We start from the raw sequence: 25,698 nt of genomic DNA on the forward strand, positions 1-25,698 counted from the left end.
CCTGCCAACGGATCTCGGAGGGTCGGGCCATCGTGGGACGTCCCACGCTCTGACCTGCGGAGACATGGAATCGGCCGAGGCAGTCGTGGGACGGGTGGGATGGACTCCGTAGGGAACGGCCGGCTTCACGGTGTGCTTGTCCGTCACCTCGGCACCGCACTACGGTGCCGAGGTGGACCTCTTCTCGCGCTCTTGGATGGCGTTGCGCACGGCGATTGCCGAGCTCTCGGACGAGGATTTCGCACAGCCGTCCGGCTGTACCGGCTGGCTCGTGCGGGATCTGGTGTGCCATCTGGTCATCGACGCTCAGGACGTCCTGATCACGCTCGTAACCCCCGCCGAAGGGGAACCGACCTGCGACGCGGTGACCTACTGGACCGTCGCCGAAACGCAACCGACCGGCGACGACCCGCTCGACGCGCTGATCGTGCGCCTGGCCGCCGCGTACCAGGAGCCTTGGCTGCTCAAATTCCACCTCGACGACCTCGGCTCCGCCGCCGGCCGCGCCGCCGAACTCGCCGACCCGCACCTACGGGTCGGCACCCGCGACGAGGTCCTCACCGCGAGCGACTACCTCTCGGCGTACGTCCTGGAGTGGACGCTGCACCACCTCGACCTGACCGCCCACCTCCCCGACGCGGTACAACCGCCCGCGGAAGGGCTCGCCCGGTCCCGCGAAATGCTCGAGGAGATCGCCGGGAACACGTTCCCCGCGTCGTTCTCCGACAAGGACGCGCTGCTGGTCGGCACGGGACGACGTGCCTCGACCGACGCGGAGACGGCCGAACTGGGCGCGCTGGCCGGGAAGCTCCCGCTCGTCATCGGATGAGCGTCCGGCCTGGCATGTAATGGGCACTGGCCGCCTGTGCTCCTATACTCCGATGGATGCAGCCCACGATGATCAAGCGAGCCGTTGCCCAGGATGCGGAGCGCCTCACCACCCTGGTGCAGGAGTCCGGTGCGTACGAGGGGAAGTACGCCTCGATCACCTCCGGTTACCGGGTCACCCCCGACTACATCGCCCAGCACCGGGTCTTCGTGGCCGTCGATACGACCGAGCGGCTCCTGGGCTTCTACGCCCTGCTGTTGGAGCCACCGGAGCTGGACCTGGCGTTCGTGGCGGATGACGCGCAGGGAAGAGGTGTAGGTCGGCTCCTCATGGAGCACATGATCGGCCAGGCCAAGGAGGCCGGTCTGGCCGATGTGCGGGTGGTCTCTCATCCTCCGGCGGAGGAGTTCTACCGGCGCCTGGGCGCCGAGCGAGTGGGAATGATCGCACCGTCGCCACCGAAGGTCGCCTGGGAACGCCCTGAACTGCGGTTCGTCACCGCCTGACGAGGTTGGGCGCCAAGAGCCCTACATCTGACCAGCCCCCGTACGCCGAGCCGCAGCCGCCCCGCCCGGCGTCACTGGCACAGGCAGGCGATCCGCGGGCTCCCCGAGCCCCGAACGACTCAGCGGCCGGATCGTTCCAGCCCCGCACCAGCGACCACCACGTGACGCGAGGTCAGGAAGTCGGCCGGCCCGGACCCGTGACCGTTCCCCGATGATGCCGGTTAGGCACCGGGTGCCTTGAATTCGGTGCTCTTCACCCACCAGGGGAGTCGTTACCCACCATGGGAGGGAAATCAATCATGGAGGCTGTACAGGGGGACAAACAGACCCGGACGCCGGGCAGGCCGCCGATGCCGGAGCCGGTGGAGCCGAAGCAGAAGCGGGCGAAGCTGCGGTCGGCGTTCCAGGACACCTCGTTCTGGGGGCTCTGCAAGAGGATTCCGGCATTGCTCGGCCAGATCGCGAAGATGGCGTGGGCGATCGACCGGCGGGACGTGATGCTGCTGGTCGGCTGCCAGATCGCCTCCGGCGTCGCCGCGGCCGTGGTGCTCGCGGCCACGGCGAAGGCGATGGTGCCGATCCTGGGCGGTGGCCTGGTTCCCGACCGCGTGCGCGAGGCCCTGCCGGCGCTGGCGGTCGTCGCGGTCGCGGCGGCGGTGGGGCGGGTCGCCTACGGGCTGGCCGCGTGGGCGGTGGCCCGGCTCAAGCCGCGGGTGATGACGGCGGCGGACACGGCGCTGGTGCGGGCGATGCTGTCGGTGGAGCTGGAGGCCTTCAACCACGCCTCCTTCGCCGAGGAGCACGAGCACGCCGAGACGGGCGTGGTGCGCTGCGAGCGGATGCTGTACGACGCCCAGTCCTTCATGGCCGCGCTCATCCGCCTCGTAGCGGCGTTCGGTGTCGTCACGGTGCTGCACCCGCTGATGCTGCCGGTCCTGACGCTGGCGGTGCTGCCGTCGGGGATCGGGGCGGTGGCGGAGGCGAAGATCGAGCACCGTACGCACTACGAGAACGCCGCCAACCGCAACCTCAAAGGGATGATGCGCTGGCACATCACCACCTCCGGCTTCGCCAACGAGGTGCGCGCGAACAGCATGCGCCGCTACCTGATGTTCTGGTACGAGACGCTCAGCCGCCGCATCGACGGCCGTACGGTAGCCGCGGCCGGACGGCAGGTACGTACGAACCTCGTCGCGGCGGCGGCCGGCGGCGTCTGCCTGACCGGCGCCTGGGCCACGCTGGTATGGCTGACCATCTCCGGACAGGTGTCGCTCGCGGTCTCGGCCACCGCCGTGGTGGCCGTGCGCACCGCGCTGGGGAACCTGACCAACGTCGTCCACTACAGCGCGAGTCTGTTCCACTCGTCCCTCTTCCTTGGGGACTGGAAGCGGTTCGTGGACACCACCACCGCCGACGTCGCCCTGGCCCGGGGCGGCGAGCAGGCTCCGGTGTGCCCGGAGACGATCCGTCTCGAGAACGTCACCTACGCCTATCCGAACAAGCCCCACCCGGCCGTGGACGACCTGTCGCTCACCCTGCGCCGGGGTGAGGTGGTGGCGGTGATCGGCGAGAACGGCTCCGGGAAGTCCAGCCTCATCAAGCTCGTCACCGGGCTGTATCTCGCCGAGAAGGGCACCGTCACCTGGGACGGCGTCGATCTCGCGAGCGTCGACCCCGACACGGTGTGGGCGCAGACCGGTCTCGTGCCGCAGTTCTTCGCCTGCTGGCCCCTGGCGTGCCGGGAGAACATCACCCTCGGCCAGCCGGTCACCTGGGACGACGAAGCCGTGTGGGACGTCGTCGAGACGGTCGGCATGCGCGAGGCCGTCGAGGAACTGCCCGACGGCCTGGACATGCTCCTCGCCCGCGAGGTGTGGGGCGGTGTGACGCTCTCCGGCGGGCAGTGGCAGCGCCTCGCCTGCGGCCGGGCGATCTACCGCAAGCCCGCCGTACTGGTCCTGGACGAGCCCACCAGCGAGATGGACGCCCGCGGCGAGCACCTGATCTTCCAAGTGCTCAAGGAGATGGCCGCCGAGCGGATCTCGATCGTGGTCACGCACCGCCTGGAGAACACGAAGATCGCCGACCGGATCATCGTCATGGAGCGAGGCCGCATCACCGAGCAGGGCACGTTCGACCAGCTCGTCCGCGCCGGCGGGCTGTTCCAGGAACTGTACGAACTCAGCCAGGACCGCTGACCGGATAGAAGGCCGAACGGGACCGGGAAGAGGAGGGTTCGCGACCGGCCGCTGTCAAGGTGGGATTTGGCCGATGATCCACATGGGTGAAAAACTTGTGCTCATGACAAAAGATCGGGTCGGCAGTCTTATCGGTGCCAGCTTCGGGCTCGCCTTCATCCAGGTGAATGCGGGCGCGCTGCCGATGGCCGTCGCCGTTCCGCTGCGCATAGCCGCCATCGCCGCGTTCCTCGGCCTGGTCGTCTTCGGGCGGCGGCGCGGTGGAGGGACCGAGAGCGGCGGTGACGCGACGCCGAGCGCGAACTTCGGGCGGCGCTACTGGTATGTGGTGGCAGCCGAAGTGCTCGGGCTCGCGGTCGGGCTGATCGTGATCAGCAAGGTGCTGCACACCCCGCGCGCGGCCGTGGGCTGGATCGCCTTCGTGGTCGGCGTGCACTTCTTCGGCCTCGCAGCCGCCTGGGGAAGGCCCTTGCTGCGCGTGCTCGGCGCGTCGATGGCGGCCTGCGGTGCCGCCGGCCTGGCACTGGCGGCCTGCGATGCCTCCGTCGCCGTCATCAGGGTGGTCGCCGGAATCCTCCCCGGCGTGCTCCTGCTCGCCTCGATCTGGTGGTCCGGCCGGCCGGGCAAGGCCGCGTCCGCCGCGCCCGAGCGGACCGCCGCCTGAAGCTCGGCCGGTGTGCCGGTGTGCCGGTCTGCCGGTCTGCGGTGTGCCGGTGTGCCGGAGGTCGACGGATCGACGTGTCCGGTGGTGACGCGTCGATCCGCCTGATGACCCGTCCTCAGACGAGCTGGACGACCATGGCGGTGGTGCGGCGTGAGGCGGCGTCGCGGATCCGTAGCAGCAGCTGGTTGTGGTCGTTGAGGGCGTCGATCGACTGAACGGAACTGCCCTCGGGCAGCTCCAGCATCCGATCGAGGCGGTGCGTTCCTCCGTGCGGATCCCACACCACGGGGAGGCTGCCGCCGCCCGCGGTGGCACGGACGGTACCGGTGATCCAGCCGCGTTCGTTGATGTCCAGGGCCTCTCCGCCGAGGCCTTCGTCGGTGAGCCGCCGCGGGGTGTTCGGCGCGTCCCAGCGGATGGCCGCGGCGGTGCCGTCCGGGCGGATCTCCCCACCGACGGCCACGCCGCTGTCGTTGACGCCGTGCAGCCAGGTGCGGGTGGTGCCGGGCACCGAGCCGGCGTACGTCGCCTCCGTACCGTCGGGCCGCCAGGCGGTGCCCGTGTCGCTCCTCCAGCCGACGACGAGCCCCTCGTCGTTGATCGCGGAGGTGTAAGAGCCGTCGCCCGGGCCTGCCAGGCGCTTGTACCCGCTCTCCGGCCGCCAGCGGTAGTACGAGGTGGCGACGCGCGGGTGCCCTCCGGGCCAGCCGATGAACTGGTGGGACGCCGTCACCAGCAGCGTGCCGTCCTCGCCCAGCCGTGCCATGCCGGCCGCCGTCTCGCCATCCGGCAGGCCCGGGGTGGTCAGGGTGCCGTCGGCGTTCCACAGCACCACCCCCTGGCCGGCGCGTACGCCCACGACCCGGCCGTCGTCGGCGATGTCGGTGGGGTTGGCGTTCGGGGCGCCCTCGAGGGCGCGTCGCTTGCCGGTCGCCGCGTTCCACACCAGAGGATCGCCCTGCTCGGTGCGGAAGGGGACGTCGCCGTGCTTGTTCATCGCCCGGGCGACGCCGTCCTCCTCCAGGGTGCCGACCACCCGGGCGCGCAGCTGTGGCCAGGTGGGCCCGTCCTGCGTTCCGGCCTGCCCGGCGGAAGGCTGGGCGGCGGGGCCCGAGACCGATGCTGTGGCCGACGAGTTGGTGTCCTGCGCGGCGGCGGCCGCTGTGGGTGTCAACAGGGTGAGCGCGGTGATGGCGACCGCGACCCCGATCCGGCTCGGCATGGTGATCCCCCCGGTGACGTGCGTTCCGTGGTGTTGTCCTGTGGTGTGCTGAAGCGGCAACACAGTGCTCCCACCGGGGCCGTCGCGGGGCAGGAACCGGGGTAAGCGGCGGATTTACGCCAGTGCCCGTCAGTCGGGCCGGCTGATCGAGCAGCGGACCACTCGCCCGACCCCCGGCCACGCTCCGGGCGCCCTGGGCGAGCGTGCGGAGATGTTTCGCGTCCTCCGCCGAAGGTGGAGAAGCCGGAACCACGGCGATGGCGGGGGATCCGCACTGGCCCATGGGTCATTTTCGGCCGAAGAACGGTCGTCGGGCTGGTTCGCGCGGGTGGTGAGCGATCATGGTGCCGAAAAAGTCGGCTGGTGGGGCCGTCCGGAGCCGTGAGAGGGCGGAAATACTGGTGGCAGCAGATCCGTTGGATGCGGCGTGGAGGATTCAGACGGCTCTGGCGGACTGGACGGGGAAGGCCGACGCCAAGGCGTCGATCGCGCTCAGCCTGCAGTCGGCCGTGCTGGCGTTGTTCGGGGTACTGACCGGAGCCGGGCACGGATTCCGCGGGGGACCGGTTCCGGCGCAGGTGCTGGGGTGGGCGGGGGTGCTGACGCTCCTGGTGGGTGCCTGTCTTGCGGCAGCGGCGGTTTCACCCAACCTGCGATCCGAACGGCGAGGGCAGGAACCCGACGAGGACTACCTGTTTTTCGGCCACCTGCGCCACTTCGAACCCGAGCAGCTGGAGAGCGCGCTGCGTGAGAGAGACCACCTGGCCGCGCTGTCGCGGCAGTTGGTGGTCATGAGCGAGATCGCCTGGGTCAAGCACCGCCGGGTGCAGTGGTCGTTCGCGGCGGCGGTGACGGGCTCGGGTGCGCTGGGTATCGCGGCGGTGATCGGTTAGCAGCCGCCGCGGACGGGGGAGCACGGACGGGGGAGCGCGGGCGGGGAAGTGCAGACGGGGGATTCATGAACTTTCGCGGCTTGGTGCCTGAAGAGGCATGGGCGGATCTTGTGCAACGCGGTCAACGGCGCCAGTACCGGCGAGGGGCTGTGCTGTTGAGGCAGGGAGAGACGGCGACCGCCGTCATCGCCCTCACCGACGGCATCGTCAAGGTCGCGCAGTCGGCCCGGAGCGGGGAGCACGTCCCCCTGGCTCTGCGTGGTGCGGGCGAAGTGCTGGGTGAGATGGGAGCGCTCCTCGACCACCGCAGATCGGCCACGGTGACGGCCGTGACCGCGTGCATCGGATACGTGCTGCCCGCGCACGCGTTCCGTGGTCACCTTGCCCGGCACCGCCTGGAGGGGGCCGTGTACCGGCTTGCCGTTGAACGTATGCAGGAGAACGAAAACCTGCACGCCGCCCTGATCCGGCTGCCGCCTCGAGCGCGTGTGGCGCGCGTGGTCGGCCACCTGGCAGCCGAAGTCGGCACCCCGGACGCTGATGGAGCCGTCAGCGTGCAACTGGGCATGGACCGGGAGGAACTCGCCGTCATGGCCGCGATGAGCCGTTCCTCGGTCATGGCGGTGCTCCGTGATCTCCACGCCATCGGGGTGCTGACCCTGGGGCGCGGCCGCCTGGTGGTCAACGACAGTGCCGCGCTCGCGGAGCTCTCCGAGGAGTAGAGCACGGCACCGGCACCGCGATGTGGCCCACGTCACCACTGGAAGGTCCAGCGCTGGACGGTGCCGCCTGCCGTCTGCCGCCACAGTCACTTGTGACCGCTTCGGCGGCACCTTCCATGAAGAGACACGAAGAGAAGAGACCCCCTATGACTCCGTCCTGGGAGCCGCTGTGGCCCTACCGCGCCGTCCTCGCGGTCGATGCGAGGAACTTCAGCGCGCACAACAGCACGGGTATGCAGCAGGTCAACGCCGTCATCCAGCAGGTGCTCGCGCAGGCACTGTCGGCTGTCGGCCTGAGCGCGAGGTGGGAGCAGCGCGCCTTCCCGCAGCACACCGGGGACGGGTACGTCGCCGGCATGGACCCCGAGGTGTTGCCCGGTCTGGTCGGATGCTTCCCCGACGCGCTCAGCCAGGTCCTCCACGACTACCGGAGGCACAACCCCGGTCAGCCGGCTCTGCAGCTGCGGGTCAGCATCCACGTCGGCCCGTTGCCTCCCACCGGGCTCGGCGTGCCGATGGTGGAAACCCACCGGCTGCTGGATCACCAGAAGTTGCGTGACCTGCTGGCACGTGCCAATCCGGAGCTGACCAATACGGCTGTCGTCATCTCGCAGCGCGTCTACGAAGACGTCTTCCGCAGCGGGCTCGCCACGGGCGGAACGCTGCCCGCGCACTACGCGCGAAGCCTCGCCAAGGTCAAGACGTTCGAGCAGCCCGCGTGGCTGCACGTCCCGGGCCTCGACTGGGGCCTGGCGGATCCCGCCATCTTCGAGACCGCGGATGCCGGCGACACGCCGCAGTCGGCTTCGCAGACGCCTTCACGGACACCCGGTGAGACGCAGGCGCCGACGCCCGCTCCCGCGGCGGTGTCCTTCACCCAGAACGGCGACGGGAACCAGTACCAGGCCCAGCAGCAGTACTTCAACGAAGCCGGAGGAACGCGATGAACGACGATGCCTACACCGCCCGGACTGAGGAGACCGACCGGGACACGAACCCCGACGCCCAGGATGACGTCCCACCACCGCCGACGCAGCCTGGGCGGTTCTCCCCATGGCTCGCCCGACCCAGCCGACCGCAGGGGGGAGACCCCCACCCGGGCGACGCCACCAGCGGGCCCCGACACGAGGAGGACAGCGTCGACGCGGCTTCCACCACACGCAATGATGCTGCCTCTCTGCTTCCCGCAGCTCGGCCGCAGTCCAGCATCGCAGGCGATGACGACTTGCCGGTGCCCGCGCCGGACCGGGCAGCGATACACCCCGACGGCGGAGAAGCGGAGGTCGGGTATGGACCTCGGCCGCATCCCGGCCTGTACGAGGCCGGCCAGATGGTCGGCGCACATCACGTCCCCGCCGGTGAAGGCGGGACTGACGAGCACTCCGAGCCGTCGGCGGCCGCGAAGGCACCGGAAGTGGCGAGCGTAGACGCGGCACCCGACCAACCGGATCGGCCCACCAAGCAGCTGATGCAGGAAGTGGGTCCCGGCGGCCGGGGATATCAGGCCGAGAACCAGTATTTCTACGGCACCGACTTCGTGCAGCCCCAGCCCGTTCCCCCGGCCGACCTCCGGGCCACCGCCGACGACCGCTTCGTCGCACCGCGCGACCGGGAGCTATGGGCTCAGACCCAGAAGCACCTTGCCGAGTACGGAGTCGTCGTCCTGTGCGCACTCCCCGGAAACGGTCGGCGGACGGCTGCGCTCCGCCTGCTCCGTACGGTCGGAGCCACCGACGCCGGGCCGCCGCTCATGGACCTGGAACCCCATTGGGCCAGGCCCGACGTGGCGAAGCTCCCGACCGCGCCCGGCCACAGGTACCTCCTGGACCTCTCCGAGATGCCCGAGCCTCCCGGCCCGCGATTCGGTGAGGCGCTGCGCGGGTACGGCGAGACCGGCAGGGGTGCCGACCGTTTCCTCGTCGTCCTCGCCACACCGCAGACCTGGCAGGGGGCGTGGGCGGAGGCGACACGGCCGTTCACGGTCGCGCTCCCGTCCCCCGATGCGAAGCCGCTCTTCGTCCAGGAACTCCGGCGGCGGGGCGCCGGCCTCAAGGCCGGCTGGCTCGACGGCGCCGGCTTCAAGGAAGTCTGGGAGTCCAACCCGTCGGCCGAGGACACCCGCCGGCTGGCACGGATCGTCCAGGAAGCGGCGGAGCCCGACGAGAGCCCCCTTCTCGACGAGTTCCGCGGCTGGCACAAGCACATCGACGGTCTTCTCAGCCCGTCGGCACAGGGGCCCGGAGAGCCCACGCTCATGACCACACGCGCCATGGTCTGGGCCGGCGCCCTGCTGGACGGCGGGACCGGACGGTCGGCCATCCACGCGGCCGACATGCTGTTGGAACGGCTGAACGTCCCCCGCGCGCCGTTGGACATCCTCTCGGACGCGACCTCCAGTCGGCGGTTTGCCGCCGCACACCTCACGCAGCATGGCGATCACGTGTTCCACGACAGGACCAAGCACGACCTGGCCCCGGCCGTGCTCCGCCACCTGTGGAAGGAGTTTCCGACGCAGCGAGAAAGGCTGCGTACCTGGGCCGTCGCCGTGGCGGCCGACCAGGGCCTGCCCGAGGACGACGCGCGCCTCGTCACCCGATCGCTGCTCGGCCTGGCCACCGAGGTACACGACCACACCATCATCGACCGAATAGGAAAGGACCTAGTCGGACGCCGCCGCCCGCTGGCCGTGGAGGCCCTCACCACCGCGGCGCTGGACCCCGAGATCGGACGCTACGTCAGAAATCGGCTGTACCAGTGGATGGTCGCAGGCAAGCCGGCCGACGAGCTCGTCGAGCTGGTCACGGAGATCTGCGGTGGCGAACTGGGGGACCGCCAGCCGGCGATCGCCATCACCCGTCTGGCCAGAGCCGCCGCCCACGCCCAGTACTCCTCCCCGTCGATGGTGGCGGCCTTCGCGAAGCTCGTCGAGGTCAGCCCCGCCGATGTGTCGAGGGCGCTCAAGACCTGGCTGGGGGAGCAGGCGCCCAAGCGGCACGCCTTGGTCGCCTTCCTGGCCCTCGCCTCCAGCGACGGGGGCGCGCGGCTCCTGCTGGATACGGCGCGTGAGCAGGACGGGCGGGTGCGTTTCGTACGAGCCTGGCAGCGGCTGCTCGGGTACGACGACGCGCGGGAGGCCGCGAACGCGGAGCTGACCCGGTGGGGAGCCGCCGCTGAGAGGGGGGAGCTTCCGGCCGACGAGCTGATCGACCTCTTGGCAGATGTGTACCAACCCGAATTGCGCGGGGACACCTTCGGACGCTTCTTCGCGAGGGGCGAGGAGTTCCTGCAGTCCTTCTGGGGAAAGATCCTCACCAAGGCCATCATCCGGGACGACGAGCGCCGTAAGGCAGCTACCGAGTGATGCACTACTTCGGGCTGCGGCGGAGCATGCGCCTGCGCATCTCCGCCACCTGGCCCACAGCACTCCACGGCATCCATTACAGCGCCGGCGGCGTCCTGCGTTTCCGCCCCGCCCCCGAATTCCGGGAGCGGGGCAGAGGCGTTGTCCGCGCCGCCGCACGGCAAGCCCTCGACGACATCGTCCGCCCCATCACCAGCGAGCACATGCCGTCAGCGCTCGACAAGGCACAGAACGCCCTGGCGCTCCGGCTGTCCGCATGGGGGCCGGCAGCGGAGGGATGCCCGATGGAGATCAGGGCGAGCATTACGCTCCGCCTCGCCCCCGAGGACCGCGCGCGCTCCCAGGCGTACGACGACGCACGTCGCGAGCAGCAGCTGCGGCATCACCTAGATACCGACCAGATCGATCACCTGCGACACCGGGTACTCGTCAGCGCCGACGCGGCACGTGCCTGGTGGATCGACCTCCACAGAGACGGCGACCGCCCCATCTCGTGGGAGGAGTTCAACACCCAGGTGCTGCCGTACGTGGGGAACGCGCAGGACCCCCAGTCCAAGGCCATGCGCGCTGCCGCCGTTCTCGCCCAGGTCATGGAGAGACTGGACGGCGATCCGGGTCGCCACCAGCAGTTCCGGGCCACGACGCGTGTCGTGCTGCAGCAGATGAACTGGGAGGACCTTGCCGACGAGCTGTGAAATCGGGGGCGGTGCGGTGTTCACCTACGTGTGACGCGCCGCCGCGGTCGGTATTCGGTGTCTTCCGACGCTCGGACTCAGATCAGTGCGCTGACCTGTTCCTCGACGCCGAGCAGAGCCCGCCCGTACAACTCGCTCGTGATGGCCGGGTTGGTCATGGCGTGCCGGGCGGCGGTCTCCTGGTCGCGCCAGACGCGCTGCAGGGGGTTGGCCTCGGCGAAGCTCCCGGCGCCGTGGACGTTCAGCAGGATGTCCAGCGCCTCCCGTGAGCGGCGGGCGACCGTGGCGGTGTCCATGCGCACGCGTGCCCGCTCGAGGAGGGGCATGTACCGGCCGCTCGCCGCCCAGCCGTCGATGTCGTCCGCCGCGCGCATCAGGTGCAGCATGGCGGTGTCGATCAGCTGGGCGGCCTCGGCGATCTGCGTCTGGGTGGAGGGCGCTTCGCGGGCCTGCTCGTAGAAGGTGTGCGAAATGGGACGTCCCTTGGCGAGGGACGCCGTGACCAGCTCCAGGCCACCGCGGGCCAGGCCGAGCTGCGGTCCCACGAGCACCGAGGCGAGCACCGGTACGAACGCGGACCGGTACAGGGTCTCGTCGGTGAACTCGGTGGGGTACTCGCCCCGCAGCGCCCTGGTGACGGAAAGGATGCGGTGGGCGGGTACGAACACTTCCTCGGCGACGAGGGTGTGGCTGCCGGTGCCGCGCATCCCGGCCATGTGCCACGTGTCCTCGATCTTCAGCTCCTCCATCGGGACGAGCGCCAGCCCCTGTTCCGGCTTCTCACCGGACGCACCGGTGACCGGCATGCCGAGGAGCGCCCACCGGGCGTGCAGGCAGCCGGACGCGAAGGGCCACCGCCCCGTGATGATCTGCCCTTGATCGACCGCTCTGCTCGTCCCGCCGGGGGTGAGGACGGAGCACACACGGGCGGCGGCGTCCGTCTCGAACACCTCTCGTTGCGCGCGTTCCGGGTAGAGGCCGACGAGCCAGCCGCACACATTGGCCAGAGTGGTGGTCCAGGCGGTGGATCCGCAGCCGCGACCGAGTTCGGCGCTGACCTCCAGGAGCGTACGGATGTTCGCCTGGTGGCCGCCGAACCGCTCGGGGACCGTGATGCCGAACAGGCCGGCCTCGGCAAGGGCTTCGATGTTCTCCTCGGCCACCCGCCGGTCCTCCTCGGTACGGGCGGCGTTGCGACGCAGCAGGCCGACGAGCGCGGTGGCCTCTTCGGTCAGCGCTCGGTTCTTCGCGCTCGTCGTCATGACAGTGCCCTCCACGTCGCGGTACCGGGACAGCGCCCTGCCGTGCCCTCTGACGGCAGCATGGTCGATCACGGGCGGCTCGGGGAAGGGCGCCCCAGCGGCCGGGAGCCGGAGCGGCCGGGAGCCGGAGCGGCCGGGGGCCCGAGCGGCCGGGGTGCGCCCTTGTACGCGCCCGCACGCCGATGGGAGCGTGGACTCGGCCCTCAGCACCACCAGCACGGAACCGGGGACGATCGCCATGACCTTCGCCGACGAGGACGACATCACCGAGTCGGCGGCCCACCGCTGGGCCACCGCGCGGCCCGGCCGGGCGGCCGAGGTCATGAGCGCGTTGGTGCGGCACCTGCACGCCTTCGCCCGTGAGGTCCGGCTCACCGAGGACGAGCTGACGGCCGCGGCGGACTGGCTGGCCGCCGCCGGCCGCGCCTGCGACGGCGAGCGCCAGGAGTTCGTCCTCGCCTCCGACGTCCTGGGGTTGAGCAGGCTCGTCGTCCAGCTGGACGACCACCTCCGGGACGGCGCCACCCCGGCGACCCTCATGGGCCCCTTCCACATCGACGGCTCGCCCACGGTCCCCTACGGCCACGACATGTCCGGCGGCCTCCCCGGAGAGCCGCTCTTCCTCACCGGAACCGTCACCGACACCGACGGCAAGCCGCTCACGGACGTGGTCCTGGACGTCTGGCACGCGGATGCCGACGGGGCGTACACCTCACGGCTCCCCGAGTCGGGCGAGGCCCGGCTGCGGGCCAAGTACCGGACGCGGCAGGACGGTACGTTCTGCGTCCGCACCATCGTCCCGCGCGCCTACTCCATCCCCATGGACGGTCCTGTCGGCGCACTCGTCCGGACCACGGACATCGACCCGCACCACGCGCCCCATATCCACTGCCTCATCGACCACCCGGGCCACGAGAAGCTGGTCACCATCCTCTACCAGCAGGATTCGGAATTCCTGGACAGCAACGTGGTCTTCGCCACCAGACCGGAGCTGGTCACCGCGTTCACCCGCCACACCCCAGGCCCGGCCCCGGACGGCAACACCCTCGACCGGCCCTTCCGGCACGCCACGTACGACTTCGTACTGCAGCCCCGTGCCGACGGTCACCGATGAGGGCCCCGACACGGACGTGAGGGAACCGGGTCCTCTGTGCGGGTCTCACCGTCGGGTGCTGGGCGGAGGCCGGAGAGCTCTGCGGCGACGATCAAGAGCTCGACCAGGCCGGCTCGCACCGCGATGTCGGGGTCTCCTGATCGTTCGGTGGAGGACTCATGTGGTCTGGGTGTGGCGATGTGCCCGGCTTCTACCGTTGTCCTCGATGAGTGCACGACGTCTCAGGGAAGGAGCTCATACGTGGCGATGAGAGAGAAGTTGTCCGCACTTCTCGTGTCGGTGGCCGCCGCGACCGCCGCTGTGGTGCCGGTCTCCACGGCTCACGCGGCCGACGGGTACGACCGGTGCCCGGCCGGCTACTACTGCATGTTCTCGGGCCTCGACGGCACCGGCGACATGATCAAACTGACGCGCGGCACTCCCGATCTCGCGGCGCTCGGCATGAACGACCGGGCCAGGTCGGACTGGAACCGTACGTCTTCGACCATCCACCTCTGGTCCGACGCGAATTACAGCGGCTGCACGGCCGTGACGTCTTCGGGACCGACCGGCAAGGGGAACTTCTTCCCCGCCTACCGGGACTTCTTCAGCTCGGTGCAGTTCGACGGGCCGGGTGGCCCGAGTTGTGGTACGCCGCCCGGCGAGGGCCGGTAGGCCGGCGAGCGAGCCGCGGGCGGCCGTCGGAGTGGACGGCCGCCCGGATCACGCGGGAGAGCGTGCTGGACGGCCTCGGCCTGACCCGGGGCTCGGCGTGTGCAGATGCCCAGGACCGGCGCCCCGGTCGCACCACATCAAATGGTCACAATGCGTTATATGGCATAGCCATGCATTCTCGGTACGGTCAATTCTGGGCGTAACAGTCACTTGGCTGCAAACAATCCCTCCTCCCCGCAGCCCGGCCGCCACGCCGTGCAGAGAGGCCCGGACCGTGCCCGACGACATCGCCTTTGCCAAGATCCACCCCGCCATCGGGGTCGCCCGCGTGGGGAACAGCACCGACCCGGACGGCTGGTTCCTCGGCCCCGAAACCCCCGAGCCCCAGCCCGCGCCCCCCGGCTCGTACAAGGACTCCCAGGGGGCCGTGAAGCGCCAGGCGGCACGGTTCCGTCTCTACGGGTACGACGCGGCGGGCCATGTCGTCCGTGAGATCAAGGGCACCGAGCCCGGCGCCGACCTCACCTGGAGTGTGCACCTGGCGAACAAGAAGGGCGCTTGGTACGCGTTCAACCTCGCCCTGGACATCGACGACAGCGTGAACATCAGCTCGCCACGACGCAACGGCACCGTCACCGACCGCGGCCAACTCGTCATCGACCCGGGCCGCAAGTCCCTGCCCGCCTCCAGCGGCCAGACGGTGGAATTCAGCGGAGGGAAGTTCCTCGGCCAAGCCGTCCCGCTCGGCCGGATGCACGCCGACGGCGACGGGCGCCTGGTGGTGCTCGGCGGCGCCGGAGCGGCGAAGTCTCCGCAGAACAAGCCGCTGACGTCGTTCGCCAACAACGACGGCTGGTACGACGACACCTCCGACGGCCCCGTCACCGCACAGCTCACCCTCGGCGGCCACGCCGTACCCGTCCACCCCGCCTGGCTCGTGGTCGCCCCGCCCAACTACGCACCCGATGTGAAGACCCTGCGCACGGTCCACGACCTGCTTGTCGACCTCTTTGTCGGTGAAGGCACACTCCCCGCGCCCACCGTCGTGTCCTTCGAACGGGACATCAAGCCCATCCTCCGCCGCTTCTGCGAACTCCAATGGGTCAACAAGGGCTTCGCCACCCACTTCGGCTTCGGCGGACCCGAGCACTTCATGGCCCCCGAGACGCTGCGCCGCCTCTCCGGCACCGGCGACACCCACCAGGAACTGCGCCGGCAGATCTACACCGCCCTGCGCGACCGCCACCGCGACGGCATCGCCCCCATGACCTGGCCCTGGCTCTACGGCGACGGAATGGCCAGCAAGCCGAAATCCGACCTGCAGTACATGACCCTCTCGAAGCTGCAGGACGGCATGCTGCTGAAGTGGGTGAAGGGGGAATTCGACCCCAGCCCCTGGGCCGGCTTCCCCCACTCCCTCGAGGACGCCCCAGTCGGGGACCGGCCCGGCCTCCTGGACCGCGCCGCGCTCGACTTCTGCCTCGCCGACGCCTTCCACCCCGGCTGCGAGGTCACCTGGCCCGTCCGGCACGCCTCGATGTACTCCGAGCCGTTCCGCATCGGGCACCGCCCGGCCTCGCAGCCGGAACCGGACTACGGCGCCGCACTCACCCACCAGCGGGTACTGGCCGCCGACGGCCCGCTCCACGCCCAGGCGCCCGGCGGTCTGACCCGGTGGATGGCCGTCCCCTGGCAGACCGACGCCGCCAGCTGCCGCTGGGGCTACGAATTCAGCCGGGCGAACCTCGGGCCGCGCTACGACCCCCACCTGCCGACCTTCTGGCCCGCCCGCGTGCCCAATCACGTCCTCAAGGAATCGGACTACCACGTCGTCAACGACCCGAACGCGGGGGAGGGCGCCCGGGAGGACGCCTTCGCCCGCCGCGCCTCCTGGCTGCGCGGCCTGCGCGGCAACGACCCGAAGGAGCAGCTGGTCCAGGCTGCGAAGGAGTGGCACAAGTTCGGCATCGTCGAGGTCCGCCCGTACACCGTGGGCGATGGGAAGTACCCCGAGCGCCTGCAGGTCGAGTCCGTTCCCGGCTTCGACCTCACCGGGGTGTCCGACGACCACAACCTGGTGAACATCCACGTCGACGAGGCCGCAGCCCTGGACCGGGCGTCCCTCGACGGAGTCGTCTCCGACATCTCCGATGCCACGGGCTACCCGCCGGAGGTCATCACCGTGGGGTACATCGACAAGCTCGACCCCTACGGGGAGGGAGCGGTCGGGGAGATGCCGTGAGGGGTTGCGGCGAACTGGACGAACCGTACGACGTCGTGGTGGCCGGCGGCGGGCCCGCCGGCGCGGCCGCCGCCCTGGCCCTGCTCCGGGAAGGCCGTACCGTCGTACTGGCCGACGCGGCCACCGGCGCCCCCAGCGTCGGCGAAGCCCTGCCGGCCGCCGCCGGGGTGCTCCTGCGCGACCTGGGAGTCGGCGACCGGATCCCCGGAGACGGCCACCTGCCCTGCTACGCCAACCTCTCCGCCTGGGGCTCGCCGGCACTCGGCGCGGTGGACAGCCTCAACGACCCGCACGGCCCCGGCTGGCACCTCGACCGCCCGCTCTTCGACCGCCGCGTGCGCGCCTGCGCCCAGGCGGCGGGAGCGCACGTCGAGACCCGCACGACCGTCCGCCCCCGGGCACGGCACGCCGACGGCACCTGGACGGTGAGCCTGCGCCGGGCCGATGACTGCCGGACGGATGACTGCCGGACGGATGACTACCGGGTCGGCGAACGCCGGACCGTACGGTGCCGGTGGCTCCTCGACGCCACGGGCCGCCGCGCCGGCATCGCCACCGCCTGCGGTGCGCGGCGGCGTACGTACGACCGTCTCACCGCGCTCCACTGCGTACTCGGCCGCGACCGGGACGCCTGCGCCGACCACTCGACGCTGGTGGAGGCGGCCCCCGACGGCTGGTGGTACTCCGCCGCGCTGCCCTCGGAACACCTGCTCGTCGCCTGGTTCACCGACGCCGACCTCCCGGCCGCCCGCACCGGACCGCCCTGGCTCGACCGGCTCGCCGCCACGCGCCACATCGCGGCGCGCGCCGGCGCCGGCGCGCACGGCGATGTGGCGCGTGTGAGGCCACGGCGGGCACCCGCCCACACCGCGCACCTCGACCGGGTGCACGGAGACGGCTGGACCGCCGCCGGCGACGCGGCGGCGGCCTTCGACCCCCTCTCCTCCCAGGGCATCCTCACCGCCCTCTACACGGGCATGAGAGCGGGCGAGGCGGTCGCCGCGCGCCTGGACGGGGACACCGTGGCCCTCGACCACTACGCGGCGAACGTCGCCGGCATCGTCGCCGCCCACCTGCACAACCGGCACACGTACTACGCACTCGAACAGCGCTGGCCGCACCGGCAGTTCTGGAGACGCCGGCACGGAGCCCCATGACCTCGGTGCCGCTCTTCACCGACGCGGAGGCCGGCGGTCACGACTTCGGTTTGAAGGACGGGAAGAGATGGGGGTACTTGGCGATGTAGCGGAAGAGCTCGCCGAGGACGGCCGCGCCCTGCCCCACGGCGGAACCCACGCGCGGGGGGACGCCGTACTGGACGTCTCCGGCGGCGTAGACGCCGGGGATGCTGGTCTGGTTGTTGGCTGCCCGGACCTTCTGGACCGCGGTTTCGATGTGTCTGGCCAGCTTGTCTCCCGTGTACCCCAGTTTCTCGCCCTCCTTACGGGCGAGACCGGCGACCTTCAGGAGCTCCTCGGCGTGGCCGGGGATGTTCATGCCGGTCAGCACGGCGCCGGTGAGGGCGGACACGGCGATCCTGTCCTTGGCCTCCTTGCCGACCCAGTCGATGTCCGGCTTGCCGCCCAGCATGAGGTACAGCCAGCGGGCGTCCAGGTAGCGGACCTCGTCCGTCTGGTTGTGGGTGATCTCCAGGCTCGCCAGTGTGTTGCCGGCGTCGGGCTTGCACCGTGAGACGTTGCTGTTCGTCCAGACGTGGATGTTCTTCTGTGCCTCGATGCGCTTGACGAGGTAGTCCGACATCTTCGCCTTGATGCTGTCGCCGCGGATGATGACGGTGACGTCCTTGGCGTACTTGGCGAAGTGGAGCGCGGCCTGGCCGGCGGAGTTGCCGCCGCCCACGATGGCCACGCGGTCGCCCGTGGTCTCCGGCGCGTCGACGGCCAGGGCGCTGTAGTAGACGCCGCGCCCGAGCAGGGGTTTGAGCCCCGGGACGTCCATCCGGGTGGGTTTGAGCCCGCTGGCGAGGACGACCGCCCCGGCCTTGTAGGTGTGTGTCTCCGTTCCGCCGACGGTCACCTCGTGCGGCTTCTCGGCGTCGCCGATGCGCAGCGCGGCGGCCTGGTGGGCGGGCTGCCAGGCCACCTTGTACTTGCGGGCCTGCTTCAGCGCCCGGCGGGCGAGTTCGAAGCCGGCGATCCCGTCGGGGAAGCCGAAGTAGTTGGCGATCTCGGTGCTGGGCCCGACCTGGCCGCCCGGCACGTCGTCCTCGATGACCAGCGTCTTGAGGCCCTCGGTCCCCGCGTAGACCGCGGCGGACAGTCCGGCAGGCCCTCCGCCCACGATGATGATGTCGAACCAGGCGTTGTCCTCGGCCGGGTCCACCAGCTTCAGAGCGACCGCCAGGCGGGCGAGGGAGGGGTTCTTCAGCGGTTCCTTGACGCCCGGGACCGTCACGTACACGTTCTCGTCCGTGGCCGGTTGCGGCTTCTGCCACTTGATGACGAAGCCGCTGCCGGAGAGGAAGGCCCGGATCTCGAATGCCTTGGCGGAACGGTGGGGTGCCCGGACCGTCACCTCACCGAGGCCGTCGCGTTGGTCCGCTGTCGCGTGCTCCCACCAGTCGGCGATGGCGTCATCGACGACGCGCGGGTCCAGTTCCGCCAGGGTGTCGGTGGTGAACGGCAGGCGGGCGGGTGCGCTGTCATGGGGTGCGACGGCCTCGCCCTCGCTGTCGGGGACCAACCAGAGCCGCCCGGGTTCCCCCTCAGCGGCCCCGGCACGCTCCAGCACCGCCGAGGCGCTCGGCTCGTCGCCCACCGCGGCGACGAGCACCACGTCGATTCCCTCCTGGGTGAGGGCGTCCACCACCTGCTCGGTGTCCTCCGCGCGAGCGGTGGGAACAACGGTGAATTGGTCTCCGTACCACTTGGCGAAGAATTCCTGGAGCTTCAGCCTTCGGAGCGGATCGGGATCGGACAGGGCGATGGCATGCCGGACGGTGTGCATCGTGATCCTTTCAGAGGCGGCGTTCGGCGTTTGTCCGGCGGCTTCGGCAGGCAAACGAAATGCGCCATCGCGTCAACCGTGTGGCGGTAACCATCGGATAACCGGCCCGGAGGCGGCGGATTTTCCTGGTGAGCCGTGCACGAATTCGTGGGTAGAAAGAGAAACAGCCGGAGGAAAGGACGAGTTCCCGTGAATCCACGCAAACATCCATGCAAACGTCAACGCGAAAATCCACGCAGGCAGAGAAGCGCTCTGTCCGTCGCGCTCACGACAGCCGGACTGATCGCGCTCGTGCCGGCGGTGGCCGCGTGCGACACGAAGGCCGCGCCGACCGGGCGCGGGGCGTCGAGCAGCGGTACGGACCGGGCGCACGCCGACGTCCTGTTCATCGGCGCCCACCCGGACGACGAGTTCCAGTCCCTGGCCACCTTGGGGCGGTGGAAGGAGAAGGACGGGTTCAGCAGCGCGGTGGCCACCATCACTCGTGGCGAGGGCGGCGGCAACGCCGTCGGTCTCCAGGAGGGCGCCGCGCTCGGCATGATCCGTGAGACGGAGGAGCGCAAGGCCGTAGGGATCCTCGGGATACGCGACGTCTATTACCTCGACAAGCCCGACTTCTGGTACACGCTCAACGCGCCTCTGACCGGCAAGGTCTGGAACCGGACCCCGCAGCGGTCGACGGACACGCTCGAGCGGCTGGTCCGGGCGATCCGGGCGACCACCCCGAAGACGGTGGTCACCATGGACCCGCGGCCCTTCAACCAGCACGGCGCCCATCAGCAGGCCGGGCGTCGGGCGATCGAGGCGTTCGCCATGGCCGGCGACCCCAAGACGTTCCCCGAACAGATCAAGGACGAGAAGTACAAGCCGTGGAAACCCTCCCGGCTCCTCACCCAGAGCTGGGGCTTCAAAGGCCCCCTGGGCGCCCGGTGCGACGGCAAGCGGATCACCGACACGAGCACCAAGCTGCCCGTCCTCGGCGTCTGGCCGGGCGGGCGTTCCGCCGGCGGGAAGACGTGGGCCCAGCTGGAACGGGACGCGGCCCGCACGTACGAAACGCAGGGTTTCGGCTCGCTGCCGAAAACGGTCACCACCCCGGCGGACAAGCTGCCCTGCGAGTGGTTCACGGTCCTGGCCGAGGGCGGAAAGCTCCTGCGGGCCGAAGCGCACGCCCAGTCAGGCCTGCGCCCCCGGTACGCCGAGTTCCAGGACTGGGCGCGGCGGATGAGGATGCCGTGGCTGGCCAACGAGGCCCAGCCCGCCTACCCGGCCCGTCCTTCCGCCACGGTCCCCGAGGTCGCGAAGGCGCCGGTCGTCAACGGCAAGGCGGACCCCGGCGAGTATCCCGCGGCGGCGCTGAAGCTCACGCACTGGGAGGGCACGCGCTGCTCCTCCGAGAAGGACTGCGCGGCCGACGCCCGGTTCGCTCGCCACGGCGACGACCTGTTCGTCCTGGTGCACGTCACCGACGACAAGAAGGGCGCCGCCCTCGACGCCAAGACCGACTGCAAGCGCCACTGGCGCACCGACTCCGTCGAGTTCGACCTCGACCCGCGGGGCCGCTCCGACGACACGTCCACCACCTTCAAGGCCGCCGTCCTGCCCTTCACCGCGAACGGGGGAGGAGCGTGCGCCGCGCGCGACGGCGACAACCGGCAGGGTCCGGCGGCCAAGACCGCACCGGGCATGGTCGTCGCGTCCACCGTGACCGAGCCGTACGAGGGCTACACCGTAGAGGCGAAGATCCCGCTCGCCGACCTCCCCGCGCCCGTCGACCCCGACCGCCTCACCGCCAACGTCCTCCTCTTCGACTCCGACACCCAGGACAAGACGGGCCACTCCCGACTCGCCTGGTCCACGTACGGGAGCGCCCAGGCCGACCCGTACGTCTGGGGCGGCCTGCGCCTGCCCGGCTACGTCCCGCCGCCCGGACGTCCGACGCACGCGCCCGACATTCCGTTGGAGGCGGCCCTGAGCAAGGACTCCAAGGCCTCCCGCGACCAGTTCGAGCGCACGGGCGTCCCTCTCGGTTGCGGTCCGCGCCGGCCGCAATGAGGTCGTCGCGGCCTTCGCCTTCCTGACGTATTCCGCTTCCGCGCATATCCGGCCGACGGTGCTGTGCCTTCCGGAAACCGTGGCCGTTGTGGTGGCCTTTCGGACGGAAACGCTGGTCGCGGCCCTGTCCCGGGCTCCCGCCGACAGTCGTCGCCGGGGGTCCGGCGGGGCCGCCCGCGCATGGGGGACCCCGTAGGGAACACGGACCTTCGTACTTCCCAACGCCCCCTGTCAGGGCGCCTGTCGAGGGGGCCGGTGAGCTGGGCCTGCCGACCGCCCCTCGCGAGGAACAACCGAAGGTGTTCATCCTGGGGGCGGCGTCGTCGGCCTGACGGCGACCTACGAACTGTCCCTGCGCGGCTGCCGGCGCTCGCCACTGTCCGTTCGCGGATCCGGCTCCGCCCGGGGGCCGACGGTCCCCGGGCGGCTGGAGAGGGCTCAGTGCCGACGAGGGCCGTCGGCACGATCCCGGGGCGTGACCGGGGTCAGTCGTTCCAGACGTCGCCCTTGAAGTCGCCGCCGGTGCCGCGCTCGTAGTAGTGCTGCCCGGACAGGCCGCCGACGCACTTCTGCTGGTACCGGTAGGCGTTGGTCGCGATGGAACCGACCATCACACCGGAGTCGGCGTCCCACAGCTCGGCGCGGCCCCAGTAGCTGAGGGCCTTGTGCTGCCCGCCGAAGCAGACCTCGTGCTTGTCGTTGGCAGGGATGCTGCCGCTGGTGCAGATGTTGCCGCCCCAGCTCTCGCAGGTGGCGCTCGCGGCGCTCGCCGGGGAGGCCGTGATGCCGATCGCGACGGCGGCCAGGGTGGTGGCCAGCATTCCTGCGCGGGCGAATCGCTTCTTCATTTCCGTTCCTCCGTCCAAAGGCCGACGTCCGGCGGGCGTTGCTCGGTCGAGCACGCCGTCTTCGGTGTCGGTGTGATCAAGCTATGGCGGGCCGTCGGGGTGCCGGTATCGCAGTGGTGCACGGTCGTGGGAGGGCGGACTGTCACCGGTGCACGGTCGGGCCGGCTGCCGGACGGCGCCGGTCCGTGCGGATGCCCGGCCCTGTCGCGTCCGGCCCGTCCAGCTCATCCAACGCGTCCCACTCATCCGGCTCGTCCAGCTCGCCCAGCGCGGCGAGGGCCAGTACCACCTCGTAGACGTCCGCGCCGCGGGACACCAACTGCCGGCGCAGCAGCGACTCGATGGAACGGAGGTGCTCACGCACGGTCTGGGGATGCAGTCCCAGGCGCCGGGCCGCCGCGTCGATGCGGCAGTCGGCCAGGACCCAGGCCCGCAGGGTCCGGCGCAGGCCGCGTGCGTCCGCGTCCAGCACGCCGAGCAGACCCTGCGCCCAGGCCCGGCCGGGGTCGGCGCTGATGAGAGGGCGCAGGCACGGGTGCCGGCACAGTTCGCCGGTGCCCGCGTCCGGTTCGGCGCCCCCGTCCCGCAGACAGAGGGCGGCGTAAAGGGACGTGCGCACCCGTACGTTCTCCAGATCCACTCCCAGCAGGCCCGCGGCCCGTTCCATCCGTGACCGGACGGTGTTGCGGCTCACGCCCATGATCTTCGCCGCTCGTACGGCGGTGAACCGGAGTCCCAGGCTCATCGTCGTGAGCAGCTGGCTCCGGGCGAGCGGGGGTACCGCGTCCAGCGGTCGCAGCGTGCAGGCGGCCCACAGCGCGGCATCGGTGGCGGGAAGGAGGTCCACCAGGTCCGTGTGCGTGGTGTTCCCGGCCAGCCGGGCGGGCATGTACCGGGCCGCGCTCAGGTTCCGGGCCGCGTCCTCGTAGGCCATCGCGACGGACGCCAGCACGTGGCGCCGGCTCAGCCCCATGAACACGTCCGTGCGGGCGGCGACGCAGGCGGACAACTCCGAGATCACGCCGTTCGCCGTCCGCCCGTCGGTGACCGGAACGATCACGGTCACGCGGTCGTCGTACGCGGGGCAGGGCACGACGAGGGCGCGACCGGCGACGCGTTCCCCGCAGTCCCGGGCCACCTCCTCCCGCGCGGTCATGGGCGCTTCCAGGACGCAGACACGGGCCCATTGCGCGTCCAGCAGCCCGGGACTCGCTCCGGCCATCGTCCTCTGGGCGAGGACCACGTCCCCGCCCATCAGCAGTTGGAGCACGGCGAGCCGCAGGTGCCGGCTGCTCGACTCCCCTTCCCGGCGGACGGCGTCCGCGTGCGCCACTCGTAGCAGTAGTTCGAGTACGACGGCCGCGTGCTCGCACAGGCGGGCCGACTCCGCGTCGAAGGGTTGCTCTCGGGTGATGACGAGGACGCGGTACGGTGCCTGATCGCCCAGGCGGTACATCCGTGTGTGGCGGTCCGCTTCGGAGACCACGGCCGAACCGATACTGCCCCGGGCGACGGCCCTCACTTGCTCCGCGAGCCCTCCGGCGCCGCCCGCGATCGCGTCCGGGCCCCTGTCCAGGCCCGCGTCCTGGTGGGCGTCGGCACCCGTGATGTCGGCGGTTCCCTGTACGGCGCCGGCCAGCCAGCCGATGATGCGCCGGGCGGCCGCCTCGGGGCCGGCGGGCCCCACGCGGGCCAGGCGGAGCAGCTCTGCCAGCTGTCCGGCCTGCGGTAAGGCGGCGTTGGTTGACGCTAAAACGTTCATCCTTCTGTCTCCCCCGAAATAAGGCGACATTGCCGTGGAGGGGGCGCCCCCTCCCGACGATCATGCTCGCTGCTCGTCGGGAGCAGTGGAAGGGCTGAGGGGGGAATCGCCGGCGCCAATCTCAATCTCTTCTGGCGACCCATAGGCCCTGCCTAGGGTGGGGCCCATGAAGATCGGAGTGAACGTCCCCAATTTCGGCCCAGGCACTGGCGAGGTGGGCCGCGAGAGAGCTCGACGCGCAGACGGCGGCAGGCACCACGATGTACACCAGCTGCCAGCCGTGCGGGATGTGCGAGGCCGTCATCCAATGGGCGGGACTTCGGCGAGTGGTGTTCGCCCTGTCCAACGAACAGCTCCTGGACATCAGGCCGGGCAGCAGCCGGCCGCCCGTGCCGCAGGACAGCCCCGCGCTGCTCGAAGAGGTACGGGCCGCGGTCGAGCCCTACTACCGCTGATCGCCGGTGACCCGTCTCAGCGGACGTTGAGTGGTTCTCACCGAACCCTGGTGGTTCTCAACGTAGGGATGTCCTGAGTGAACAGCCATGCGGCACCTGGGCCATGCGCCTGGCAGGCATGGAGGCCGGGTGCCCTGGAGAAGGCCTCGGTCGTCCGCGACGGCCCGAGCCCGCCGACGGGTGACCGTCGACGCTGATGGAGCATCCCTCGTCGGTACTCCGAACCCTGCCTGAGACCCGCGGACCGCATGTGCTGAGCGGCTACTGGTTGGCCAGCAGGTCGGTGCGGTGCTGTTCGAGGTCGGTGAGGCCGCCGAGGCCCGTCTCGACCGTGTACTGGCGCACCCCGTCGGGGCCCATCTCCTCGGACACGATGCCGCTGTGCCCGACGAAGCCCCAGCTGCCGCCTGTGTAGACGCCCTTGATCCTGCCGTCCACCGTCCCGACGATGTCGAAGGGCTCGCCGTACACCCGGAAGGTCCAGTGGGTCCGGTACCAGCTGTCCAACTGCTCCGGGGTGGCCAGGAAATGCCCGGCGTCCGGGTTCCGGGAATCGGCGACGAGGTCCTCGGGCCGGTCATCCCCGGTGGCCAGCGCGATGAGGCCCGAGGCGTCGGCCTCGGCAGCGGCCGGATACGTCCGGCCGCGGTGGACCGCGTAGGCCTTGGGGCGGAAGTGGTCAACCTCGTCCAGACGCCGCACCCGGGCGTGCAGAGGCTGCAGCAGATCCTCGTGATGCTCCTCCAGATCGGTGACCTCGTCGCGCGGGAAGACGCCGTAGTAGTCGGTGACCAGACGCTTGAGATGTTCCTTGGCGAAGTGTTCGTCGGAGCCGAGATAGTCACCCTCGAGCGTGGTGGGCGTGGCGGCGCTGCACTTGAAGAGCTCGCCGCGCCAGCGGAACCTCCACGTCACGGCGTACCAGGCTTCCAGATGCTCCGGCGCAACCGGGTATCCCACCGACCCGTCGGCGGCCTCGCGCGGCGCGAGCCCTTCGGGCGCGGGACGGCCGGGCTCGGGCAGCAGCTCGACGTACGGCCACAGCCCGACAGCGCCACGGGCCGGGTGGCGGTCACCCTGGAAGACGGCGGCCTGGCCTTTGACGGGGGAGGGGTGGACCACAGGTGCAGTCACGGTATTTCCACGGCCTTTCGTTCTTGATGAAGCCGGCGGGAGGCCGCCGGGCGTGCGGGCCAGGGCTCTCGTCACGGCCTCCCGCAGTGCCGCGACGCACATCCCTGTCCGAGGG

Annotated in this window: 20 protein-coding genes and 1 pseudogene; 15 read left to right on the forward strand and 6 right to left on the reverse strand. The window is 70.6% G+C overall.

The genetic code is table 11. The features are described 5' to 3' along the window. The first annotated feature begins 172 nt into the window (after positions 1 to 172). From AB4K12_RS03765 to AB4K12_RS03780, 4 genes are all read left to right on the forward strand, one after another. Positions 173 to 829 (forward strand): maleylpyruvate isomerase N-terminal domain-containing protein, encoded by a 657-nt coding sequence (locus AB4K12_RS03765; RefSeq protein ID WP_368432791.1) that lies wholly within the window; start codon positions 173 to 175, stop codon positions 827 to 829. A gap of 56 nt (positions 830 to 885) precedes the next feature. After that, positions 886 to 1,335: a GNAT family N-acetyltransferase gene (locus tag AB4K12_RS03770; RefSeq protein ID WP_368432792.1), complete on the forward strand. Its 450-nt coding sequence runs from the start codon at positions 886 to 888 to the stop codon at positions 1,333 to 1,335. 299 nt (positions 1,336 to 1,634) lie between these two features. After that, positions 1,635 to 3,533 carry an ABC transporter ATP-binding protein gene (locus tag AB4K12_RS03775; RefSeq protein WP_368432793.1) on the forward strand — a complete coding sequence of 633 codons (1,899 nt, stop codon included), beginning with the start codon at positions 1,635 to 1,637 and terminating at the stop codon, positions 3,531 to 3,533. Positions 3,534 to 3,636: 103 nt separating this feature from the next. Beyond that, positions 3,637 to 4,197 carry a hypothetical protein gene (locus tag AB4K12_RS03780; protein WP_368432794.1) on the forward strand — a complete coding sequence of 187 codons (561 nt, stop codon included), beginning with the start codon at positions 3,637 to 3,639 and terminating at the stop codon, positions 4,195 to 4,197. Positions 4,198 to 4,312: 115 nt separating this feature from the next. Here AB4K12_RS03780 and AB4K12_RS03785 read toward each other — a convergent pair whose 3' ends face one another. Further along, positions 4,313 to 5,419, reverse strand: a complete 1,107-nt coding sequence (locus AB4K12_RS03785) for a hypothetical protein (protein ID WP_368432795.1) — start codon at positions 5,417 to 5,419, stop codon at positions 4,313 to 4,315. A gap of 401 nt (positions 5,420 to 5,820) precedes the next feature. Here AB4K12_RS03785 and AB4K12_RS03790 point away from each other — a divergent pair, with 401 nt between their 5' ends. The 5 genes from AB4K12_RS03790 (at position 5,821) to AB4K12_RS03810 (ending at position 11,090) form a co-directional block, all read left to right on the forward strand. Continuing rightward, positions 5,821 to 6,312, forward strand: a complete 492-nt coding sequence (locus AB4K12_RS03790; protein ID WP_368432796.1) for a Pycsar system effector family protein — start codon at positions 5,821 to 5,823, stop codon at positions 6,310 to 6,312. 65 nt (positions 6,313 to 6,377) lie between these two features. Beyond that, complete coding sequence (locus AB4K12_RS03795) at positions 6,378 to 7,034, forward strand: Crp/Fnr family transcriptional regulator (protein ID WP_368432797.1); 657 nt, start codon at positions 6,378 to 6,380, stop codon at positions 7,032 to 7,034. A 146-nt stretch (positions 7,035 to 7,180) separates the two neighbouring features. Then, complete coding sequence (locus AB4K12_RS03800; RefSeq protein ID WP_368432798.1) at positions 7,181 to 7,981, forward strand: hypothetical protein; 801 nt, start codon at positions 7,181 to 7,183, stop codon at positions 7,979 to 7,981. A gap of 521 nt (positions 7,982 to 8,502) precedes the next feature. Beyond that, positions 8,503 to 10,395 (forward strand): hypothetical protein, encoded by a 1,893-nt coding sequence (locus AB4K12_RS03805; RefSeq protein ID WP_368432799.1) that lies wholly within the window; start codon positions 8,503 to 8,505, stop codon positions 10,393 to 10,395. Beyond that, positions 10,395 to 11,090: a hypothetical protein gene (locus tag AB4K12_RS03810; RefSeq protein ID WP_368432800.1), complete on the forward strand. Its 696-nt coding sequence runs from the start codon at positions 10,395 to 10,397 to the stop codon at positions 11,088 to 11,090. The genes AB4K12_RS03805 and AB4K12_RS03810 overlap by 1 nt, the downstream gene beginning before the upstream one ends. A 77-nt stretch (positions 11,091 to 11,167) precedes the next feature. On the opposite strand, the gene AB4K12_RS03815 is transcribed toward AB4K12_RS03810, so the two are convergent. After that, positions 11,168 to 12,352 (reverse strand): acyl-CoA dehydrogenase family protein, encoded by a 1,185-nt coding sequence (locus tag AB4K12_RS03815; RefSeq protein ID WP_368432801.1) that lies wholly within the window; start codon positions 12,350 to 12,352, stop codon positions 11,168 to 11,170. A 190-nt stretch (positions 12,353 to 12,542) separates the two neighbouring features. Here AB4K12_RS03815 and AB4K12_RS03820 point away from each other — a divergent pair, with 190 nt between their 5' ends. The 4 genes from AB4K12_RS03820 to AB4K12_RS03835 all read left to right on the forward strand — a co-directional run bounded on the left by AB4K12_RS03820 (position 12,543) and on the right by AB4K12_RS03835 (position 17,519). Next, positions 12,543 to 13,466, forward strand: coding sequence for a dioxygenase (locus tag AB4K12_RS03820; RefSeq protein WP_368432802.1), 924 nt, complete (start codon positions 12,543 to 12,545; stop codon positions 13,464 to 13,466). Between the two features lie 246 nt (positions 13,467 to 13,712). Next, positions 13,713 to 14,120, forward strand: a complete 408-nt coding sequence (locus tag AB4K12_RS03825; RefSeq protein ID WP_368432803.1) for a peptidase inhibitor family I36 protein — start codon at positions 13,713 to 13,715, stop codon at positions 14,118 to 14,120. A 274-nt stretch (positions 14,121 to 14,394) separates the two neighbouring features. Further along, positions 14,395 to 16,362: a LodA/GoxA family CTQ-dependent oxidase gene (locus tag AB4K12_RS03830; protein ID WP_368432804.1), complete on the forward strand. Its 1,968-nt coding sequence runs from the start codon at positions 14,395 to 14,397 to the stop codon at positions 16,360 to 16,362. After that, positions 16,359 to 17,519: an NAD(P)/FAD-dependent oxidoreductase gene (locus AB4K12_RS03835; protein WP_368432805.1), complete on the forward strand. Its 1,161-nt coding sequence runs from the start codon at positions 16,359 to 16,361 to the stop codon at positions 17,517 to 17,519. Before AB4K12_RS03830 ends, AB4K12_RS03835 begins: the two co-directional genes overlap by 4 nt. Before the next feature lie 37 nt (positions 17,520 to 17,556). On the opposite strand, the gene AB4K12_RS03840 is transcribed toward AB4K12_RS03835, so the two are convergent. Next, on the reverse strand, positions 17,557 to 19,329 hold the full coding sequence (locus AB4K12_RS03840; protein ID WP_368432806.1) for an FAD-dependent oxidoreductase: 1,773 nt from the start codon (positions 19,327 to 19,329) through the stop codon (positions 17,557 to 17,559). Positions 19,330 to 19,629: 300 nt separating this feature from the next. On the opposite strand from AB4K12_RS03840, the gene AB4K12_RS03845 reads away from it, so the two are divergent. Beyond that, entirely contained in the window at positions 19,630 to 21,384 is a 1,755-nt protein-coding gene (locus tag AB4K12_RS03845) for a sugar-binding protein (protein ID WP_368432807.1), read from the forward strand. Positions 21,385 to 21,869: 485 nt separating this feature from the next. Here the strand turns inward: AB4K12_RS03845 and AB4K12_RS03850 are convergent, their stop codons facing one another. Both AB4K12_RS03850 and AB4K12_RS03855 read right to left on the reverse strand, forming a co-directional pair. Then, the gene (locus AB4K12_RS03850) at positions 21,870 to 22,232 is read right to left on the reverse strand and encodes a hypothetical protein (protein ID WP_368432808.1); all 363 of its coding nucleotides are present in this window, start codon (positions 22,230 to 22,232) and stop codon (positions 21,870 to 21,872) included. A gap of 142 nt (positions 22,233 to 22,374) precedes the next feature. Further along, positions 22,375 to 23,994, reverse strand: a complete 1,620-nt coding sequence (locus tag AB4K12_RS03855) for a helix-turn-helix domain-containing protein (protein ID WP_368432809.1) — start codon at positions 23,992 to 23,994, stop codon at positions 22,375 to 22,377. A 206-nt stretch (positions 23,995 to 24,200) separates the two neighbouring features. On the opposite strand from AB4K12_RS03855, the pseudogene AB4K12_RS03860 reads away from it, so the two are divergent. Continuing rightward, positions 24,201 to 24,449, forward strand: a pseudogene (locus AB4K12_RS03860) (deaminase); the annotation flags it as partial. 261 nt (positions 24,450 to 24,710) lie between these two features. Here the strand turns inward: AB4K12_RS03860 and AB4K12_RS03865 are convergent. Next, positions 24,711 to 25,583: a hypothetical protein gene (locus AB4K12_RS03865; protein ID WP_368432810.1), complete on the reverse strand. Its 873-nt coding sequence runs from the start codon at positions 25,581 to 25,583 to the stop codon at positions 24,711 to 24,713. Positions 25,584 to 25,698: the final 115 nt, after the last annotated feature.

The organism is Streptomyces sp. C36 (assembly GCF_040932295.1).
Lineage (GTDB): Bacteria > Actinomycetota > Actinomycetes > Streptomycetales > Streptomycetaceae > Streptomyces > Streptomyces triculaminicus.